Genomic DNA, 19,378 nt, shown 5'->3' with positions numbered 1-19,378 from the left:
CGAGGTCAATCGCCCGGGACCGCTCGTGAAACGGACCCTGCCATGGCTGAACCCCGCCCGATCGCTCTCGTCACCGGCGCCCGCCGCGGCATCGGCAAGGCGATCGCTGTGGGCCTCGCGCAAGCGGGCTTCGATGTGGCGATCAACGACCTCGACGCCTCGGGCGAACTCGATGCGGCGGTCGAGGAGGCCAACGCGCATGGTGTCAGGGCGGTAGCGGTCACCGGCGATGTCGCGCGCCTCGGCGATCACGCGGGCCTGCTCGAGGCCGCCGAACGCATGCTCGGGCCGCTGACGACGCTCGTCAACAATGCCGGCGTCTCGGTGATGAGCCGGGGCGACCTCCTCGAGGTGACGAGCGAGAGCTATGACCGCTGCCAGTCGGTCAACACGCGCGGGACCTTCTTCCTCACCCAGGCCTTCGCCAGGCGCCTCCTCGGGCGGGCGCGTCCCTCCGCCCTGCATCATTCCATCGTCACGGTCACTTCCGCCAACGCCATCGGCGTCTCGATCAATCGCGGCGAATATTGCGTGTCCAAGGCCGGAGCCTCGATGGTGTCCAAGCTCTTCGCCGCGAGACTCGCGAATGACGGCATCGGCGTCTATGAGATCCAGCCGGGCTTCATCGCGACGGACATGACGGCGCCGTCGAAAGCGCGCTACGACAAGCTCATCGAGGACGGCCTCACCGTGATCAAGCGATGGGGCACGCCGGAAGAGGTCGCGCGCATTGCCGTGACCCTCGCCACGGGCGGCCTGCCCTATACCAGCGGCCAGGCGATCGCCGCCGATGCCGGCCTCTTGACCGTGAGGTATTGAGCATGGTCGCGATCAAGCTTCCGGATCAGGCGGGGAAAATCGCGAGCTACCGGCTCACCGGCACGCCGCTCGAGGTCGAGAAGGGACAGAAACGCTTCAACCGCGTGGCCTTCGCTGCCGCCCATATCGTCGTCGATCCGCTCAGGACCAGCGAGCCATCGGCATCGCCGGTCTTCGACTGGGAGAGGACGCTCGCCTTCCGCCATCATCTCCTCGATCTGGGTTTCGGCATCGCCGAGGCCATGGACACCGCGCAGCGCGGCATGGGCCTCGACTGGCCGGGGGCGCATGAGCTCATCCGCCAGTCGCTCAATTCGGCCAAGGACCGCAAGGATGCCGTCATCTTTTCGGGCTGCGGCACCGAGCAGCTCGACCCGGCGGAAGCGCGCTCGCTCGATGACGTGATCGCTGCCTATCTGACCCAGCTTCATGCCATCCAGAAGCTCGGCGGCCGCATCATCCTGATGGCGAGCCGTGCGCTTGCCCGCATCGCCCGAACGCCCCGCGACTATGAGACCGTCTATGCCCGCGTATTGTCCGAGGCCGATCAGCCGGTCATCCTGCATTGGCTGGGCGACATGTTCGATCCTGGGCTCAAGGGCTATTGGGGTGCTGAAGATTTCGCCGCTGCGCTCGATACGGCGCTGCGTGTCATCGCAGCCAACCAAGGCAAGGTCGACGGCATCAAGATCTCGCTCCTCGACGATCAGAAGGAGATCGTCATGCGGCGGAGGCTGCCAAACACGGTCAAGATGTATACCGGCGATGATTTCAACTATCCCGCTCTGATCGAAGGCGACGCGCACGGCCATTCGCATGCGCTGCTCGGCATATTCGATCCGATCGCGCCGGCCGCGTCGCTGGCGCTGGAAAAACTCGCGCAAGGCGACCGCAATGCCTATGCGAAGCTGCTCGAGCCGACCGTGCCGCTGTCGCGCCTGATCTTCCGGGCACCGACGCAATATTACAAGACCGGCGTCGTCTTCCTCGCCTGGCTCAACGGCTTCCAGGATCATTTCACCATGGCGGGCGGCGCCCAATCTTTGCGGTCGATCGGCTATTTCGCCGACATCCTGCGGCTCGCCGACCAGGCCGGATTGCTGAGCGATCCCGATCTCGCCTGCACCCGCATGCGCCAGCTGCTGGCGCTCCATGGCATCGAGAATGCGTGATCTCGCGGGCCACCCGGAGCTCTGCGCCATCAACACGGCGACGCTGGGCTTCACGGCGCCAATCGGCGAGGTGATCGAGGCGGTGGCGCGGCACGGCTTCGGCGGCATCGCGCTTTGGCGGCGCGAGGTCGAAGGCCAAGACGTGAAGCGCATTGCCCTTCTCATCCGCGATGCGAAGCTGAAAGTGACCGGCTATTGCCGCTCGACCTTCATCCCGGCGGCGACGGTCAAGGAATTCCGCGCCAGCATCGAGGACAACAAGAGAGCGATCGCGGATGCGTCCGTTCTTGGCGCCGAGAATTTCGTCATGGTGGTGGGCGGGCTCGCTCCCGGCTCCAAGGATCTCGCCGCCGCCCGCCGGCAAGTGGCGGAAGCCACGGCCGAGCTCGTCGTCCATGGCAGGGAGCATGGCGTCAAAATCGCTCTCGAGCCCTTGCACCCCGTCTATGCGGCGGACCGCTCCTGTCTTTCGACCATCGATGAGGCGCTCGATCTGTGCGACCGCCTCGCCCCGGCGTCCGAAAAAATGCTCGGTGTCTGCCTCGATGTCTATCACATCTGGTGGGATCCGGCGCTCGAGCGCGCCATCGACCGCGCCAAGGGCCGCATCTTGGGCTTCCATGTCTGCGACTGGCTGCTCGAGACCAAGGACGTGCTCAATGACCGCGGCATGATGGGCGACGGTGTCATCGACATCAGGGCCATTCGCGCCATGGTCGAGAAAGCCCGCTATCGCGGCCTCGTCGAGGTCGAGATCTTCTCGGCCGCCAATTGGTGGCGGCGGCCGATCGAGGAGACGCTCAAAGTCTGCAAGGAGCGGCTAGGGACGGTGTGCTGAGGCACCGCGCCGTCACTTATCCCATTTCGGCGCCCAGCCGGTGGGCGAGATCAGCCGGCGGTTCTGCTTGGAGGCCTCCGAGAGCGTCGCCATGTCGGCCGCCGACAGCTCGAAATCGAAGATCCGCATATTGCTCTTGGCATTGTCGCGCTTCGTCGTCATCGGCAGAGCCACGACGCCTTGCTGGACGATCCAGCGCAAGGCGATCTCGGAGGGCGGACGGCCGAGGCGCTGTGCGACCTCCACGACCGCCGGATCCCTGAGCACGGCGCCGCGGCCCAAGGGGCTGTAGGCCGAGAGCACGATGCCGAGCTTTTTCGCCTCGGCGCGGACGCGCGACTGGTCGAGCAAGGCATGGAACTCGACCTGGTTGTTGATGAGCGGCAGCGTGGCGCGCTTGGCCGCCCGCTTCATCAGGGGAATGGTGAAATTGCTGACCCCGATCGCCTTGGCGAGCCCCGAGGCCTGCGCCACGCAGAGCGAGTCGATGGCGGAATCGAAGTCCTCCTCATCGGGCGGCCAGTGAATGAGCAGCAGGTCGACCTGCTCGACGGCGAGCTTGTCGAGGCTGTCCTGCAGCGAATGGATGAAATGCCGGCGGCCGAGATTGTCGCGGGCGATCTTGGTGACGAGAAAGATCTCCTCCCGCTTGACGCCGGATTTGGCGATCGCCTGGCCCACATCCTTCTCATTGTCATAGAGCTGGGCCGTGTCGATATGGCGAAGCCCGAGATCGAGCGCCATGACAACACCGTCGCGGCATTCAGCCCCGGTGAGCGGATAGGTCCCATAGCCCAGAAGGGGTATGCCATTGGCCGTCTGCATGACGTCTCGTCCCATTCACAAAGCCTCCGTGACGGCACCTTAATCAACAGAATTCCCAGGAGCCAGCGTATTTTACGCAAAGCTGATGGACGGCAAGGCGGATATGCTATGAGATCGGCATGATCCTCTGCTGCGGCGAAGCCCTCACCGACCTGATCCCCGGATTGACCGCCGACGGCACGCCGGCCTTCGTGCCCAAGACCGGCGGGTCGGTCTTCAACACCGCCGTAGCGCTGGGCCGGCTCGGCATCCCGGCAGCCTTCTTGGGCGGCCTGTCGAGCGACTTCTTCGGCGATGAATTGCGCAAGGCGATGCTCGCCGCCAATGTCGACATCTCGCTCGCCCCGGTCTCGGAGCGCTACACCATCGCCGCCTTCGTCAAGCTCGAGGACAACCAGGCGCGCTACTCCTTCATCGATGAGGGATCGGCTTGCCGGATGCTCGCACCCGAAGACCTGCCGGCGCTGCCCGACAGGATTTCAGCCCTCCATCTCGGCTCCTTCCCTCTGGCGATCGAGCCCTGCGGCTCGGCCTTCGAGGAATTGTGCCGGCGCGAATGTCATACGCGCGTCATCCATTTCGATCCCAATATCCGCGCCAATCTCATCAAGGACCGGGCGGGGCACCGGAAAAGGGTCGAACGCATCGTCGCCATGTCCGATCTCGTCAAGATGAGCGATGAGGATCTCGCCTGGCTGGCGCCCGGCGCCAACCTCGAGATTTTTGCGCAAGACTGGCTCAAGCGCGGCGCCAAGCTCGTGGTGGTGACGCGCGGCAAGGACGGCGCCGTCGCTTTCACACGCGAATTTCGCGCCGAGGTCCCGGGGCTCGCCGTGAAGGTCGCCGATACGATCGGCGCCGGCGACACCTTCACCGCCGGGCTCCTCGCCTCGTTCCATAAAGCGGACCGCCTCAGCAAGGCTGCCATCGCGGCACTTGACCAGGAGAGCGTGGTCGCGGCATTGAAGTTGGCCGTAAAGGCGGCCGCGGTGACGGTGTCGCGGCCGGGCGCCGATCCACCTTGGGCTCATGAACTCAAAGGATAATATATGACCGTTTCAAAACGCGCTTTCGATGCCCTGCTGCAGCATCGGGCGAAAGCACCGTTGCGCGACATGCGGCAAGCCTTCGACGAGGACCCGCTGCGCTTCAAGCGCTTCTCGCTCCATCTCGACGATCTCCTGCTCGACTGGTCGAAATGCGCGGTGACGGCCGAGACCATGAAGCTGCTGCATGAGCTGGCGCAAGCGAACGACGTCATAGGTCTTCGCGACAAGATGTTTGGGGGCGAGCCCATCAACATCACCGAAGGGCGCGCCGTGCTGCATGTCGCGCTGCGCAACCGCGGCAATCGGCCGATCCGCGTCGACGGCAAGGATGTGATGCCCGACGTCAATCGCGTCCTCACCCAGATGCGCGATTTTGCGACCGGGGTCCGGTCCGGCGCCATCGCCACCGCGAGCGGCAAGCGCATCAGCGATGTGGTCAATATCGGCATCGGCGGCTCCGATCTCGGTCCCGCCATGACGACCTTGGCGCTCTCTCCCTATCATGACGGACCGCGGCTCCATTTCGTCTCCAATATCGACGGCGCGGCTCTCGCCGACACGCTGAAGAATCTCGACCCGGCGAAAACCCTGTTCCTCATCGCCTCGAAGACCTTCACCACCGTCGAGACCATGACCAATGGGCATTCGGCGCGCGAATGGATCGTCAAGCATCTGGGCGAGACGGCGGTGCCCAAGCATTTCGCCGCCATCTCGACCGCGCTCGACAAGGTCAAGGCCTTCGGCATCGGCGAGGAACGCACATTCGGCTTCTGGGACTGGGTCGGCGGGCGCTATTCGGTGTGGTCGGCGATCGGCCTGCCCTTGATGATCGCCATCGGGCCTGAGAATTTCGGCCATTTCCTCGACGGCGCCCATGCCATTGACGAGCATTTCCGCTCCGCTCCGCCGGAGCAGAACCTGCCGCTCACCCTCGGCCTCATGGGCGTGTGGCACCGTAACATCTGCTCTTACGCCACCCGCGCGGTCATCCCCTATGACCAGCGCCTGTCGCGGCTTCCGGCCTATCTGCAGCAGCTCGACATGGAATCGAACGGCAAGGGCGTCGAGCGCGACGGCACGCGCGCCGAAACCGAGACGGGGCCCATTGTCTGGGGCGAGCCCGGCACCAATGGCCAGCATGCCTTCTTCCAGCTCATCCATCAGGGCACCAGCCTGATCCCGGTCGAATTCCTGATCGCGGCGCAATCGCATGAGCCGGCGCTCGCCCACCATCACGACCTCCTGATGGCGAACTGCCTGGCGCAATCGGAAGCCCTGATGCACGGGCGCACTTTTGCCGAGGCCAAGAAGCAGCTCCTCGATCAGGGCAAGAGTGAAACGGAAGCCGAGAGGGTGGCGCCGCATCGGGTCTTCACCGGCAACCGGCCCTCGATCACCATCGCCTACAAGAAGCTCGATCCCCGGACGCTCGGCCGGCTCATCGCGCTCTACGAGCATCGCGTCTTCACCGAAGCGGCGATCTGGAACATCAACGCCTTCGACCAATGGGGCGTCGAGCTCGGCAAGGAGCTGGCGACCGGCCTCCTGCCGGTCATCGAAGGCAAGGTCGAGGCCTCGGACCACGACAGCTCGACCCAGGGCCTCGTCGCCTTTTTGCGCGGGTTGCAGTAGCGCTCACGGCTTGCGTTACGCGGATGACGCCCTGATCGATGCCGCGATATCAGGGAGGGATCGGAACAGGACGAAGGGCTCATCGCGCGACGGAACGAAGCCCCGGCGGCGCCAGAAATCGGCAGCTTCGGCGTCGATGGCGTTGACGACCAAAGCACGCCCGCCAACGAGGTTCGCCGCGGCGACAGAGCGATGCAAGGCGTGCTTGAGCAATCCGCTGCCGATGCCCTTGCCGATCCAGTTCATGTCGACCGCAAGCTGACCGAGCAAGAGGCAGGGAACCGGGTTGGGCGGCTGACCAGTACGGATCGAGCGCGGCAAGACTGCCGGCACAACCGCCGTCGGAGATAGGCCGTAATAGCCGATCACCTTCAGACCCGCGTGAACCACAATGACTGCCGTGAAGCCTTTCTCTTGATTGGACAAGGCGCGCGTCTTGAGCCAGTGATCGAGGAGCGGCTTGCCGCAGGAAAACTCCGAGAGGTCATGAGCGGAGGTCAACGGCTCAGGACCAGAGATCGCCAAGCCTAGTTCCCGCTTTTCGAAGTCTTGCGCTCCCAGGGCGCTATGCGGCTAAGGGTGTCGACCATCTCGGGAACCGGGGTGGCGGGCGCGGACAAGGCCGCCATGAAGGACTTGAAACCCGACGCGCTCATGCGAATGGGCGCGGCTTCCATGAGAACCGTCTCCGCGGCGCGGACCGCCGCATCCCGCACGAAATCCGTCCGCGAACGGCCGCGGAGCGACGCGGCGCGATCGATGAGAGCGATATCCGCTTCCGGCAGCCGCATGGACAGCGGATATTCCTTGCGCTTTACAGCCCGCGGCATGGTGAACCTCCGGCCAAGGACATAGGACATCGTAGCGCTTTTTGCAATACGGCCGCGACCTTTACCCTCGGCCCTGCTTTAGCTTGGGGACAAGGGTAATGCGGAATGAGCTGCCGCTTCTGTGCGTAGAGGGAACGTCCGAAACATCCTATTGACAGCCGTCACACCTTCCGGCCTCACTCGGCGCACTCATGCAGGCTTTCTGGAAGAGATTCAGCAAGGACCGGGTCGCCGTCTTCGGCGTCCTGGTGATCGTTCTTGCCGTCCTGGCCGCGGCGCTGGCGCCCGTCATCGCGCCCTATGATCCCTCCGAGCAGTTCTTCGACGGGCTCACCCTGGAAGGCGCCCCCTTGCCGCCCAATGAGCGCTTCTGGTTCGGCACCGACACCAATGGTCGCGACCAGCTCTCGCGCCTGCTTTATGGCGCGCGTACCTCGCTCACGATCGGCCTTATCGCCAATGGCATAGCGGTGGCGATCGGCACGCTGCTCGGCGTCATCGCCGGCTATGCAAGGGGATTCCTCGGCGCCACCATCATGCGCTTCACCGATCTGATGATGGCCTTCCCGCCGCTGCTGCTGGCCATCGCGCTCGCCGCCATCCTGAAGCCCGGCCTGTGGATCGTCATCGTCGTCATCGCCCTCGTCAACTGGGTGCAGATCGCGCGCGTCATCTATACCGAGACGACGTCGCTCGCCGAGCGCGAATATATCGAGGCGGCCCGCGCGCTCGGCGCCTCGACCCCGCGCATCGTGCTGCGCCATCTGATCCCGCATCTCGTGCCCACCATCATCGTCTATGCGACGCTCGGCATCGCCACCACGGTGCTGCTCGAAGCCATGCTGTCCTTCCTCGGCCGCGGCGTGCAGCCGCCGACACCCGCCTGGGGCATGATGATCTTCGAAAGCCAGTCCTATTTCCTCAATGCGCCCTGGCTCGTCTTCATTCCGGGCGCCGCGATTTTGATCGTGGCGCTCGCCTTCAATCTCGCCGGCGATGGCCTGCGCGACGCGCTCGATCCGACCCAGAGGGGACGGCGCTGATGATCGCCTATCTGGCCAAAAGACTGTCGGCTTCCGCCCTCATCCTGATCGGCGTCACCATCGTCACCTTCTGCCTCACCTTCATCATCCCGGCGGATCCGGTGGCGATGATCGCCGGGCGCAATTCGACGCCCGAAATGCGCGAGCAGATCCGCATTGGGCTCGGCCTCGATCGGCCGCTGGTCGAGCAATATGCCCATTATGTGCAAAGGCTGGCGCAAGGCGACTTCGGCATCTCCTATGCGCGGAAGAGCGCGGTCGGCGACCTCATCCTGTCGCGGCTCCCCGCCACCCTTCTCCTGATGCTGGGCGCCATCATCGCCGAGCTCATGATCGGCATACCGGCCGGCCTCTATGCCGCGGCGCGGCGCGGCCAGACCGGCGACAAGGTGGCGATGACGCTCTCCTTCCTCACCGTCTCGACGCCGCAATTCGTGCTGGGCCTCAGCCTCCTTTATTTCTTCGCCTACCGGCTCGGCTGGTTCCCGTTGAGCGGCTATGGCTCGCTCAGCCACCTGATCCTGCCCGCCGTCACCCTGGGGCTCGCCGGCGGCGGCTGGTATTCGCGCATGATGCGCTCCTCGATGATCGAGATCATGCGCCAGGACTATATCAGGACGGCGCGCGCCAAGGGTATGAGCGAGAAACGGGTGATGTTCGTCCATGCCCTGCGCAATGCCATCCTGCCGGTTATCGCCATGATCGGCCTCGATGTCGGGATCTTCATGTCGGGCGTGGTGGTGGTGGAAAACGTCTTCGGCTGGCCGGGCATCGGCCAGCTGATGTGGCAGGCCATCCAGTCGCTCGACATCCCCATCATCATGGGGGTGACGACGGTCGCGGCCCTGTTCATCGTGGCCGGAAACCTCATTGCCGACCTTATCGCCCCCCTGATTGACCCGCGCATCCGCTTGCGCTGATATGCGGGTTCCTGAATTTAGTTCATATATAAAATAACCCCTGGGAGATAGATCATGCGTAGCTTCCTCATTGCCTCCGCCGCCGCCTTGGCCCTCCTGGCCACCGCCCCTGCCGCCCTGGCGCAAAGCCCGAAACAGGGCGGTGCCGCGGTCGTCACCTTCAACAACGACCTCACCACCCTCGACCCGCAAGTGGGCTATGACTGGCAGAACTGGTCGGTCATCAAGTCTATCTTCGACGGGCTCATGGACTACAAGCCCGGCACCACCGAACTCGAGCCCGATCTCGCCGAAAGCTACACTGTGTCCGATGACGGCCTCACCTACACATTCAAGCTGAGGGACGGGGTCAAATTCCACAACGGCCGGCCGATGACGCCGGCGGATGTGAAATACTCGCTCGAGCGCGCCGTCGATCCCAAGACGCAGAGCCCGGGCGGCGGGTATTTCAGCGCCATCGAGGGCTATGATGCGCTGGCCGGCGGCAAGGCCACCGAGCTCACCGGCATCCGCATCGTCGACGACAAGACCATCTCCTTCACGCTGACGCGGCCGGACGCCACCTTCCTGCATCTGATGGCGATCAACTTCGCCTATGTCGTGCCCAAGGAGGAAGTCGAGAAGGCGGGCGCCGACTGGGGCAAGAAGCCGGTCGGCACCGGCGCCTTCAAATTCGTCGAATGGGTGCCGGGCCAGCGCATCGCGCTCGAGCGCAACAAGGACTATTTCCGCCAAGGGGTGCCCTATCTCGACAAGCTCACCTTCGAGTTCGGCCAGGACCCGACGGTCGCGGTGCTCAGGCTCAAGAACGGCGAGATCGATATCGTCGGCGACGGCATTCCGCCCGCCCAGTTCGCCGAGATCATGGCCGATCCCGCCAACAAGGACCTCGTCGCCATCGGCGATCAGCTGCAGACCGGCTATGTGACGATGAATGTCACGCAGCCGCCTTTCGACAATCTGAAGGTCAGGCAAGCGGTCAACATGGCGATCAACAAGGACCGCATCGTCAGGCTCATCAACAACCGTGCGGTGCCGGCGGTTCAGGCGCTGCCCCCCGCCATGCCGGGCTACAATACCGACAACAAGGGCTATGCCTATGATCCGGACGCGGCCAAGAAGCTCCTTGCCGAGGCGGGCCAGCCTGACGGCTTCACGACCGAGCTCTATGCGATGAATGTCGATCCCAATCCGCGCATCGCGCAAGCGATCCAGCAGGACCTCGCCGCCATCGGCGTCAAGGCCGATATCCGCTCGCTGGCGCAAGCCGAAGTCATCGCCGCCGGCGGCTCCGGCAAGGCGCCGATGATCTGGTCGGGCGGCATGGCCTGGATCGCCGACTTCCCCGATCCCGCCAATTTCTACTACGGCATATTGGGCTGCGCCGGCGCCGTCGAAGGCGGCTGGAACTGGTCGAAATACTGCAACAAGGAACTCGATGCGCGCGCCCAGAATGCCGACGGCATGGTGAAGGCGGACGAAGGCGAGAAGCGCATCGGCGAATGGAAAGGCGTCTTCGATGAAGTGCTCAAGGACGCTCCCTGGGCGCCGGTCTTCAACGAGAAGCGCTTCACCTATCATTCGGCGCGGCTCGGCGGCGATCCGTCCCTGTTCACCGACCCGATCCATATTCCGGTCAACTACGACTACATCTTCGCGAAAGACGCGCAGTAATCACGGGGACGTGGCCCCGCCCCTTGCGGGCGGGGCCGAACATCATGAAACACAATCACACGATCCATCAGCATCAGTGCCATTTTGGCTGGTCCAACACCAACAAACCGGAGGTGACGATCGCCCCAGGCGCGACGATCGAATTCCATCCGCTCGATTCCTCGGGCGGCCAGATCACGCCCGAATCGACGCTCGCCGACATCGCGAAGCTCGATTTCGCCAAGGTCAATCCGGTGGCAGGGCCGGTTTATATCGACGGCGCCGAGCCCGGCGACGCCATCAAGGTGACACTCCTCTCCTTCGTGCCTTCGGGCTGGGGCTGGACGGCCAATATCCCGGGCTTCGGGCTCCTCGCCGACCAGTTCAAGGATCCCGCACTCCATATCTGGAAATACGATCCCTCGACGCATCAGCCCGCGATGTATGGGCCGGGCGGGCGGGTGCCGCTCAAACCCTTCTGCGGCACGATCGGGCTCGCTCCGGCCGAGCCCGGCCTCCATTCGATCGTGCCGCCGCGCCGCGTCGGTGGCAACATGGACATCCGCGATCTGTCGGCCGGGACCGAGCTCTATCTCCCGGTCGAGGTGAAAGGCGGGCTGTTCAGCGTCGGCGACACCCATGCGACGCAGGGCGACGGCGAAGTGTGCGGCACCGCGATCGAAAGCCCCTGCTCGGTCGTGGCCAGGTTCGACCTGATCAAGGGCGCCAACCTCGCTTTCCCGCGCTTCACCACGCGCGGTCCCGTAGCCCGGCATTTCGACAGCAAAGGCTATGAGGCGACGACCGGCATCGGTCCCGATCTTTTCGAAGCGGCGCGTCAGGCGGTCATGGGCATGGTCGATCTCTTGAGCAAGCGCCACAAGATGAGCGCGGTCGAGGCCTATATGCTGTGCTCGGTCGCCGGCGACCTCAGGATCAGCGAGATCGTCGACATGCCGAACTGGGTCGTCTCGTTCTATTTTCCGCGCGTCGTGTTTGAATGAGGCGAGCATTTTCAAGTGAAGTGGACGCCGGTTCGCGTCAAGAAAATGCACACTGATAGAAAGACTGCTCTCCTCTCCGTCGAAGGCCTCTCCATCGGCTTTGCGACGGAAGAGGGGCCCATTCGCGTCGTCGAGGACGTCTCCTTCGCCGTCAAGGGCGGCGAGACTCTGGGCCTCGTCGGCGAATCGGGCTGCGGCAAGAGCGTCACCGCGCAGACCATCATGCGCTTGTTGCCCTCACCGCCTTCGCGCATCGAAGCCGGACGCATCGGCTTCAACGGGATAGACCTCGCCACCGCGAGCGAGGCGCATATGCGCAAGATCAGGGGCAATGACATCGCCATGATCTTCCAGGAGCCGATGACGAGCCTCAATCCGACCATGACGATCGGCGGCCAGATCGCCGAAGCCCTGCTGCTGCATCGCGGCGCCAGATCGGCCGAGGCGCGTCCCAAGGTGCTCGACATGCTGAGCCAAGTGGGCATCGGACGGCCGGAGAAGCGCTTCACGCAATATCCGCATGAATTGTCGGGGGGCCTCAGGCAGCGCGTGATGATCGCCATGGCGCTGATCTGCGAGCCCAAGCTCCTGATCGCCGATGAGCCGACCACGGCGCTCGACGTCACGATCCAGGCGCAGATCCTCGAATTGATGAAGAAGCTGCAGCGCGAGCTCGATATCGCGGTGCTGCTCATCACCCATGATCTGGGCGTGGTCGAGGAAATGTGCCAGGAGGTCGTGGTGATGTATGCCGGCCGCATCGCCGAGAAGGCTCCCGCGCCCTCGCTCTTCGCCAAGCCGCGTCATCCCTATACGGCGGGGCTTCTCGCCGCCTCGCCGCGCAAGGCCCGGCGCGGCCAGATCCTTCCCACCATTGCGGGCACGGTGCCGCCGCCCGGCAAAAGGGGTCGAGGCTGCAGTTTCGCCGACCGTTGCCCCCGGGCGCTGCCGCGCTGCCGAGAGGATGTGCCGCCGCTTCTCGGCGATGCCCATCTCGCCGCCTGCTGGAACCCGGTGCCATGACCCGTCCGCAATTCACCCGCAGCGTCGCGACCGGCCCGCTGCTCATCGCCGATGATCTCGTCAAGCACTACAAGTCGCGCGACGGCCACGGGATCGCTCGTGCCGTCGACGGCGTCAGCCTCACCCTCAAGCGCGGCGAGACCCTGGGCATCGTCGGTGAATCGGGTTGCGGCAAATCCACTTTGGCGAGGCTGATCCTGCGCCTCATCGAGCCGACATCCGGGCGCATCGGTTTCGACGGCGAAGACGTCATGGCGCTCAAGCCCTCGCGGCTGCGCCGTCTCCGGCGCGACATGCAGATCGTGTTCCAGGACCCTTACGCCTCGCTCGATCCGCGCATGACGATCGGGCAGATCATCGCCGAGCCGCTCGATATCCACGGCCTCGGCACGGCTGCGGAAAAGCGGCGCAAGGTGGAGGACCTGCTGCTCATGGTGGGTCTCGACCGCTCCGCCCTCCAGCGCTATCCGCATGAATTCTCAGGCGGCCAGCGCCAGCGCATCGGCATCGCGCGCGCCATCGCGCTCGAGCCCAAGCTTCTCATCCTCGACGAGCCGGTATCGGCGCTCGATGTCTCCATCCAGTCGCAGATCCTCAATCTGCTGATCGACCTCAAGGCGAGGCTCAATCTCTCCTATATCTTCATCTCGCACGATCTCTCGGTGGTCGAGCATGTGAGCGACCGGGTGCTGGTCATGTATCTCGGCCGCATCGTCGAAGAGGGAACGGCGACGCAGGTCCTGAGACAGCCGCGCCATCCCTATACGGAGGCGCTGGTCTCGGCGGTGCCCGGCGCCCGAGCCGGCGGGCGCATCGTGCTCAAGGGCGATCCGCCCTCGCCCGAAGCGGTGCCGGAAGGCTGCCGCTTCCATCCGCGCTGCCCCAAGGTGCTCGATATCTGCCGCACGACCCCGCCGCCCGCGATCGGCAGCGCCGGAGGCGCCCGCGTCGAATGTCACCTTTTTAGCTAGCTGCCCTTTCGGAACCTTTACGCGACCGTTGCGTTAGGCAAGCTGCGCCTCGGTATGACGTGCTTTTGCTGCGTTGCAGCACGACGGCGAATCGGTAGGGAGAACAATATGCAGGACGCAGGGACGGAGCGGCCGGTCAAGCGCAGGCCAAGGCTCTCACGCGGCATTTCGGCATCGATCGAGCCCCCTCCCGAAGCAGCTTCTCCTGATCTCAACAGCCTCCTCAATGCCCTCCTCGAAATGCGCAGCGGAAATTTCTCCGTCCGGCTGCCGGCGCATAGTTCGGGGATCGGCGGGCGCATCGCCGAAACCTTCAATGATATCTGCGCCACCAACCAGAGCATCGCCCAGCAATTGGAGAAGGTCGGCACGGTCGTGGGCAAGGAAGGCCGGACGCGCCAGCGCGTGAATTTTGGACTTTCGCATGGCGCCTGGGGCGAGATGGAAGCCTCGGTCAACAGTTTGATCGACGACCTCTTGTGGCCGACCGCCGAGGTCACCCGCGCCGTCGCCGCCGTGGCCCAGGGCAATCTCTTGCACACCGTCAGGCTCGATGTCGACGGGCGGCCCCTGAAAGGCGAGTTCCTGCGATCAGCCTCGATGGTCAACACGATGATCAAGCAGCTCGCCGTGTTCACATCGGAAGTGACGCGGGTGGCGCGTGAAGTGGGCACCGAAGGCAAGCTCGGCGGACAGGCGCAAGTGCCGGAAGTCACCGGCGTGTGGAAGGAGCTGACGGAGAGCGTCAACCAGATGGCCGACAATCTGACGGCCCAGGTCCGCAATATCTCCGACGTGACCATTGCGGTCGCCAGCGGCGACCTGTCGAAGAAGATCACCGTCGATGTCAGGGGCGAAATCCTTCAGCTCAAGGAAGCGATCAATACCATGGTCGACCAGCTGCGCTCCTTCGCTTCCGAAGTGACGCGCGTGGCGCGCGAGGTCGGCACCGACGGTAAGCTCGGCGGCCAGGCGATGGTGCCGGGCGTCGCCGGCACCTGGAAGGACCTGACCGACTCGGTCAATGCCATGTGCGGCAATCTCACCGATCAGGTTCGCAATATCGCGCAAGTCACCACCGCCGTCGCGCGCGGCGATCTCTCCCGCAAGATCACCGTCGATGTCAGGGGCGAGATCCTCGAGCTCAAGGACACCATCAACACGATGGTCGACCAGCTCAACGCCTTCGCCTCGGAAGTGACGCGCGTGGCGCGCGAGGTCGGCACCGAGGGCAAGCTCGGCGGCCAGGCGCAGGTACCGGGTGTCGCCGGCACCTGGAAGGACCTGACCGACAATGTCAACTTCATGGCGAGCAACCTCACCGCCCAGGTGCGCAACATCGCCGAGGTCTCGACCGCCATTGCCGGCGGCAACCTGTCGAAGAAGATCACCGTCAATGTGAGCGGCGAGATCCTTCAGCTGAAGGAAACGATCAATACCATGGTCGATCAGTTGAATGCCTTTGCCGGCGAGGTGACACGCGTGGCGCGCGAGGTCGGCACCGACGGCAAGCTCGGCGGCCAGGCGATGGTGCCGGGTGTCGCCGGCACCTGGAAGGATCTCACCGACTCCGTCAATTCCATGGCGAGCAACCTCACCGCCCAGGTGCGCAACATCGCCGAGGTGACGACCGCCGTGGCGCGCGGCGACCTGTCGCGCAAGATCGCCGTCGATGTCAAAGGCGAGATCCTCGAGCTCAAGAACACCATCAACACGATGGTGGATCAGCTCAATGGCTTCGCCTCGGAAGTGACGCGCGTGGCGCGCGAGGTCGGCACCGATGGCAAGCTCGGCGGTCAGGCGGCCGTGCCGGGCGTCGCCGGCACCTGGAAGGACTTGACTGACAGCGTGAACTCCATGGCGAGCAACCTCACCGCCCAGGTGCGTAACATCGCCGAGGTCGCGACCGCCATCGCCGGCGGCGACCTGTCGAAGAAGATCACGGTCGACGTGCGCGGCGAGATTCTCCTGCTCAAGGAGACGCTCAACACGATGGTGGAGCAGCTCCGCTCTTTCGCTGCCGAAGTCACGCGCGTGGCGCGCGAGGTCGGCACTGATGGGAAGCTCGGCGGCCAGGCGCAGGTGCCGGGCGTCGCCGGCACCTGGAAGGACCTGACCGACAACGTCAACCTGCTCGCCGCCAATCTCACCACCCAGGTGCGCAATATCGCCGAGGTTACGACCGCCGTCGCCCGCGGCGACCTGTCGCGCAAGATCACCGTGCCGGTGCAGGGCGAGATCCTCGAGCTCAAGAACACGATCAACACCATGGTCGACCAGCTCAACGCCTTCGCCTCGGAGGTGACGCGCGTGGCGCGCGAGGTCGGCACTGAAGGAAAGCTCGGCGGTCAGGCGACCGTTCCGGGCGTCGGCGGCACCTGGAAAGATTTGACCGACACCGTCAATCTCATGGCGGCCAACCTCACCGAGCAGGTGCGCGGCATCGTCAAAGTCGTGACTGCGGTCGCCGACGGCGATCTCGGCCAGAATCTCACGGTGAAGTCGAAAGGCGAGGTCGCGGCGCTCGCCGAGACCATCAACAACATGACGGCGACCCTTGCCATCTTCGCCGATCAGGTGACGAGCGTCGCCCGCGAGGTCGGTGTCGACGGGCGCCTCGGCGGCCAAGCCAATGTGCCGGGCGCGGCCGGCACCTGGAAGGATCTCACCGGCAACGTGAACCTGCTCGCCGCCAATCTCACCACCCAGGTCCGCGCCATTGCCGAGGTCGCGACCGCCGTGACCAAGGGCGATCTCACGCGCTCCATCCAGGTCGAGGCGCGCGGCGAAGTGGCCGAGCTCAAGGACAACATAAACACCATGATCGGCAACCTCAGGCTCACTACCGATCGCAACACCGAACAGGACTGGCTGAAGACCAATCTCGCCAGTTTCACCAACATGCTGCAGGGCCAGCGCGATCTCGCCACCGTGGGCCGGCTTCTGCTTTCCGAACTGGCGCCGCTCGTCCATGCGCAGATGGGCGCTCTCTACCAGATGCAGGAGACCGAAACGCCGCAGCTCAGGCTGCTCGCCGTCTATGCCGACAATATCGGCGAAGGCCATCCCGACTATGTACCGGTCGGCAAGGGCTTGATCGGCCAGTGCGCGGCGGACAAGCGGCCCATTCTCGTCAAGAAGCTTCCGTCCGACTCCATGCCCATCGGCTCCGCCGTATTCAAGGCGACGCCGCGCAATGTGATGGTGCTTCCCATTCTTTTCGAGAACCGGGTCAAGGCGGTGATCGAGCTTGCCTCGCTCAGCAAATTCACCGCCCTGCAACGGGCCTTCCTCGAAACGCTGACCGACAGCATCGGCATCGTGCTCAACAGCATCGAGGCGACGATGCAGACCGAAGGCTTGCTCAAGCAGTCGCAGCAGCTCGCCAGCGAGCTCCAGACGCAGCAGAAGGAGCTGCAGCAGACCAATGAGCAGCTCGGCATGAAGGCCCAGCAACTGGCCGAGCGCAATGTCGATGTGGAAAAGAAGAACCAGGAAATCGAGCAGGCGCGGCGCGCCCTGGAAGACAAGGCGACCGAGCTCGCCTTGACCTCGAAATACAAGTCTGAGTTCCTCGCCAACATGTCGCATGAGCTGCGCACGCCGCTCAACAGCATTCTCATCCTGGCCCAGCAGATGAGCGAGAATCCCGACGGCAATCTGACGCCGAAGCAGGTCGAATTCGCCCGCACCATTCGCGGCGCCGGCAGCGACCTGCAGAATCTCATCAACGACATCCTCGACCTGTCGAAGATCGAGTCGGGAACGGTCACTGTCGAGGCGGAAGAGCTGTTCGTCGACAAGATCGTCGAGGTGGTGGGCCGCCCATTCCGGCATGAGGCCGATTCGCGGCAACTGTCCTTCAAGATCACGGTCGATCCGGGCATCGAAGGCACGCTCTTCACCGATTCCAAGCGCCTGCAGCAGATCCTGAAGAATCTGCTCTCCAACGCCTTCAAGTTCACCGAGCGCGGCGGCGTGACCTTGCGCGCCTTCGCCGCCAAGGGCGGCTGGAACCCTGAAAACCGGGTCTTGGGCGAGGCATCGAGCGTCATCGGCTTCGAAGTGTCGGATACCGGCATCGGCATCCCTTCCGACAAGCAGAAGCTGATCTTCGAAGCCTTCCAGCAGGCCGATGCGAGCACCAGCCGGAGATATGGCGGCACGGGCCTGGGCCTCGCCATCAGCCGCGAGCTCGCCACCTTGCTCGGCGGCGAGATCCAGGTTCACAGCATCATCGGCACCGGCAGCACTTTCACTCTTTATCTCACCCAGCGATTCTCGGGCACGCCGATGACCCTGGCGAAGGCCGATATGGATATGGCACATGCCAAGCCGGGCGCGTTCTCCGCCAGGACCGTCGCGCCGCTGCTCGATGACCGCCTGCTGCTCAAGCCGGGCGACAATATCCTGCTCGTGGTCGAGGATGATCCGGGCTATGCCGGCATCGTCATGGATGTCGCGCGCAAGCGCGGCTTCAAGGCGATCCTCGCCGCAACGGGTGCGGAAGCGATCGAGCTCGCCTCGCAATATCAGCCGACCGCGATAACCCTCGACATATTCCTGCCCGACATGCTGGGCTGGGGAGTCCTGAGCCACCTGAAGAAGAATCCGCTCACCCGGCATATCCCCGTCCAGATCGTGAGTCTCGATGAGGATCGCCAGCATGGCTTGGCCAAGGGCGCATTCTCCTTCCTCGCCAAGCCCGCTTCGAGCACCGATCTCGAGATGGCGCTGGCAAGGTTGCAGCACTGTGCGGCGGCGCGGCAGAAGCGTCTTCTCATCGTCGAGGACAATCCGGCGGAGCAACTGAGCATAGCAACCCTGCTCCAGCACGACGACATCGAAGTCGCAACCGCTGCCACGGGTTCCGCCGCCCTGGACAAGCTTGCGCAGGAGCCCTGGGATTGCATGGTCCTCGACCTCAAGCTTCCCGACATGTCGGGCTTCGACGTCCTCGAACATGTGGCTGCTGAGGAAAACCTGTCCGATCTGCCCGTCGTCGTCTTTACCGGCCGCCCGCTTTCGCCGGAGGAAGAAGACAAGCTCAAGTCCATGGCCCGCAGCATCGTGGTGAAGGGCGTCGAATCGCCCGAGCGCCTGTTCGACGAAACCTCATTGTTCATGCATCGCGTGGTCGGCGACCTGCCGCCGCGCCAGCGCGACATGATCTACCGCCTGCATGATTCGAACGAGGATCTCGTCGGGCGCACGGTTCTCGTCGTCGACGACGACGCGCGCAACATCTTCGCGCTCAGCAGCGTGCTCGAGCGCAGCGGCATGAAGGTGCTCACCGCCGGCAATGGCCGCGACGCCCTCAGGATCGTCGAGGACACTCCCGATCTCGCCATCATCCTCATTGACATCATGATGCCGGAGATGGACGGCTACGAGGTCATCGAGACCATCCGGGATCAGCCAGATCTGAGACGGTTGCCGATCATCGCCCTGACCGCGAAGGCCATGAAGGGCGATCGCGAAAAATGTCTCGAGGCGGGCGCGTCGGATTATCTGGCGAAACCCGTGGATACCGATCAACTCATTGCAGCGCTGCGTGTATGGCTGCATCGCTGACCGTGGCCAGACGATGGACGGCACC

The 19,378-nt window shown here is 64.2% G+C and carries 15 protein-coding genes; 12 read left to right on the top strand and 3 right to left on the bottom strand.

The annotated features are described in order from the left end of the window. Nucleotides 1-42 precede the first annotated feature (42 nt). The 3 genes from DS839_RS34065 to DS839_RS34055 are packed head-to-tail and all read left to right on the top strand — an operon-like array spanning nucleotide 43 to nucleotide 2,829. Nucleotides 43-819 (top strand): 3-ketoacyl-ACP reductase, encoded by a 777-nt coding sequence (locus DS839_RS34065; protein ID WP_119275009.1) that lies wholly within the window; start codon nucleotides 43-45, stop codon nucleotides 817-819. 2 nt (nucleotides 820-821) lie between these two features. Beyond that, complete coding sequence (locus DS839_RS34060) at nucleotides 822-1,991, top strand: dihydrodipicolinate synthase family protein (protein ID WP_119275008.1); 1,170 nt, start codon at nucleotides 822-824, stop codon at nucleotides 1,989-1,991. Next, complete coding sequence (locus tag DS839_RS34055; protein ID WP_119275007.1) at nucleotides 1,984-2,829, top strand: sugar phosphate isomerase/epimerase family protein; 846 nt, start codon at nucleotides 1,984-1,986, stop codon at nucleotides 2,827-2,829. The genes DS839_RS34060 and DS839_RS34055 overlap by 8 nt, the downstream gene beginning before the upstream one ends. 12 nt (nucleotides 2,830-2,841) lie before the next feature. On the opposite strand, the gene DS839_RS34050 is transcribed toward DS839_RS34055, so the two are convergent. Beyond that, the gene (locus DS839_RS34050; RefSeq protein WP_119275006.1) at nucleotides 2,842-3,669 is read right to left on the bottom strand and encodes an aldo/keto reductase; all 828 of its coding nucleotides are present in this window, start codon (nucleotides 3,667-3,669) and stop codon (nucleotides 2,842-2,844) included. 104 nt (nucleotides 3,670-3,773) lie between these two features. Here DS839_RS34050 and DS839_RS34045 point away from each other — a divergent pair, with 104 nt between their 5' ends. Then, nucleotides 3,774-4,700 (top strand): carbohydrate kinase family protein, encoded by a 927-nt coding sequence (locus tag DS839_RS34045; RefSeq protein ID WP_119275005.1) that lies wholly within the window; start codon nucleotides 3,774-3,776, stop codon nucleotides 4,698-4,700. A 3-nt stretch (nucleotides 4,701-4,703) separates the two neighbouring features. Then, nucleotides 4,704-6,335, top strand: a complete 1,632-nt coding sequence (gene pgi, locus DS839_RS34040) for a glucose-6-phosphate isomerase (RefSeq protein ID WP_119275004.1) — start codon at nucleotides 4,704-4,706, stop codon at nucleotides 6,333-6,335. 15 nt (nucleotides 6,336-6,350) lie between these two features. Here the strand turns inward: pgi and DS839_RS34035 are convergent, their stop codons facing one another. Then, the gene (locus DS839_RS34035; protein WP_119275003.1) at nucleotides 6,351-6,860 is read right to left on the bottom strand and encodes a GNAT family N-acetyltransferase; all 510 of its coding nucleotides are present in this window, start codon (nucleotides 6,858-6,860) and stop codon (nucleotides 6,351-6,353) included. A 2-nt stretch (nucleotides 6,861-6,862) separates the two neighbouring features. Then, nucleotides 6,863-7,165, bottom strand: a complete 303-nt coding sequence (locus tag DS839_RS34030; RefSeq protein WP_119275035.1) for a type II toxin-antitoxin system TacA family antitoxin — start codon at nucleotides 7,163-7,165, stop codon at nucleotides 6,863-6,865. A 191-nt stretch (nucleotides 7,166-7,356) separates the two neighbouring features. On the opposite strand from DS839_RS34030, the gene DS839_RS34025 reads away from it, so the two are divergent. From DS839_RS34025 to DS839_RS33995, 7 genes are all read left to right on the top strand, one after another. Further along, complete coding sequence (locus DS839_RS34025; protein ID WP_119275002.1) at nucleotides 7,357-8,208, top strand: ABC transporter permease; 852 nt, start codon at nucleotides 7,357-7,359, stop codon at nucleotides 8,206-8,208. Then, on the top strand, nucleotides 8,208-9,128 hold the full coding sequence (locus DS839_RS34020) for an ABC transporter permease (protein ID WP_119275001.1): 921 nt from the start codon (nucleotides 8,208-8,210) through the stop codon (nucleotides 9,126-9,128). The genes DS839_RS34025 and DS839_RS34020 overlap by 1 nt, the downstream gene beginning before the upstream one ends. Before the next feature lie 54 nt (nucleotides 9,129-9,182). Next, nucleotides 9,183-10,802, top strand: coding sequence for an ABC transporter substrate-binding protein (locus tag DS839_RS34015; protein WP_119275000.1), 1,620 nt, complete (start codon nucleotides 9,183-9,185; stop codon nucleotides 10,800-10,802). A 44-nt stretch (nucleotides 10,803-10,846) separates the two neighbouring features. Then, nucleotides 10,847-11,785, top strand: coding sequence for an acetamidase/formamidase family protein (locus DS839_RS34010; protein WP_119274999.1), 939 nt, complete (start codon nucleotides 10,847-10,849; stop codon nucleotides 11,783-11,785). 45 nt (nucleotides 11,786-11,830) lie between these two features. Further along, complete coding sequence (locus tag DS839_RS34005) at nucleotides 11,831-12,808, top strand: ABC transporter ATP-binding protein (RefSeq protein ID WP_119274998.1); 978 nt, start codon at nucleotides 11,831-11,833, stop codon at nucleotides 12,806-12,808. Then, nucleotides 12,805-13,779: an ABC transporter ATP-binding protein gene (locus DS839_RS34000; RefSeq protein WP_119274997.1), complete on the top strand. Its 975-nt coding sequence runs from the start codon at nucleotides 12,805-12,807 to the stop codon at nucleotides 13,777-13,779. Before DS839_RS34005 ends, DS839_RS34000 begins: the two co-directional genes overlap by 4 nt. Before the next feature lie 240 nt (nucleotides 13,780-14,019). Then, a complete protein-coding gene (locus tag DS839_RS33995) occupies nucleotides 14,020-19,353 on the top strand; it encodes a HAMP domain-containing protein (RefSeq protein WP_119275034.1) in 5,334 nt (1,777 codons plus the stop codon). The last annotated feature ends 25 nt before the right edge of the window (nucleotides 19,354-19,378 follow it).

This window comes from Taklimakanibacter deserti (assembly GCA_003574785.1).
Note: the sequence above shows the minus strand (reverse complement) of the source record. Positions and strands in the feature narration are given on the sequence as shown.